The 245-nt window shown below is 59.6% G+C and carries 1 pseudogene; it reads left to right on the top strand.

Annotated elements, in window-relative coordinates:
• Positions 1-245: pseudogene (locus SB756_RS33920) on the top strand (hydroxymethylbilane synthase); the annotation flags it as partial.

Raw genomic sequence — 245 nt, 5'->3', positions numbered from 1 at the left:
CGATTATTCTTGCTGTCGCCGGGCTGAAACGCCTGGGACTGGAAGATCGCATTCGTCAGGCGATGCCTGCCGAAGTTTCCCTGCCCGCCGTGGGTCAGGGTGCGGTCGGCATTGAATGCCGTCTGGACGACACCACCTTAATTGGCCTGTTGCAGGCGCTGAATCACGATGATACCGAAGTCTGTGTCAGAGCGGAGCGCGCCATGAATACCCGTTTAGAGGGTGGCTGCCAGGTGCCAATCGGC

The sequence above is a fragment of the Pseudomonas sp. SIMBA_068 genome (assembly GCF_046534705.1).
Lineage (GTDB): Bacteria > Pseudomonadota > Gammaproteobacteria > Pseudomonadales > Pseudomonadaceae > Aquipseudomonas > Aquipseudomonas putida.
The sequence above is the reverse complement of the archived record's forward strand: the minus strand, read 5'-3'. Positions and strand labels throughout refer to the sequence as shown.